This is a genomic window from Elstera litoralis (genome assembly GCF_000963705.1).
Classification (GTDB): Bacteria; Pseudomonadota; Alphaproteobacteria; order Elsterales; family Elsteraceae; genus Elstera; species Elstera litoralis.
In genome coordinates, this window is record NZ_LAJY01000839.1 from 1 (window position 1) to 665 (window position 665).

The 665-nt window shown below is 55.8% G+C and carries 2 pseudogenes; both read left to right on the top strand.

The window, feature by feature from the left end:
* Positions 1 to 206 (top strand): annotated as a pseudogene (locus VZ95_RS20115) (sugar ABC transporter permease); the annotation flags it as partial.
* An 8-nt stretch (positions 207 to 214) separates the two neighbouring features.
* Positions 215 to 665 (top strand): annotated as a pseudogene (locus VZ95_RS20120) (carbohydrate ABC transporter permease); the annotation flags it as partial.

Here is a 665-nt window from a genome sequence, read left to right on the forward strand (position 1 = left end):
CAGTGCAAGGCGCGCTGGCGGGGCCGAATTTCTCCACCGATCTACTCGGCACTTACCTGTATCGCACCTTCTTCGGCTTTCAGTTGCAGTTGGGCGATCAGGCAATGGGGGCGACGATTGCGGCGATGATGTTCTTCATCATTCTGGCGGGCGTCATGCTCTATCTCTTCGTCATTCAGCGGCGCATGCGGCGCTATCAATTCTAGGGGTTTCGATGAACAAGGCCCGCTCGTCGCCTTTAACCCCCGTGCTGATGCATTTGGCGTTGGGGCTCTATACGCTGATCTGCCTCGCCCCAGTGGTGCTGGTGATTATGAACTCGATGAAGTCGCGGTCGGCGATTTTCGCGGCCCCAATGGCGCTGCCGACGCCAAAAACCTTTGATCTCATCGGCTTTACCACCGTGCTGAGCAAGGGCGATTTCGTCGGCTATTTCGGCAATAGTCTCATTATTACCTGCGGTGCGCTGTTCTGCGTGCTGCTGTTCGGCGCGATGGCGGCTTTTGCCCTGTCCGAATATAAGTTTCGCGGCAACACACTGTTGGGTTTGTATTTGGCGCTCGGGATTATGATTCCCATCCGCCTCGGCACGATTGGTATTCTCAATATCATGGTGGCAACCGACCTTGTGAACACGCACCTGGGGCTGATTCTCGTCTATACGG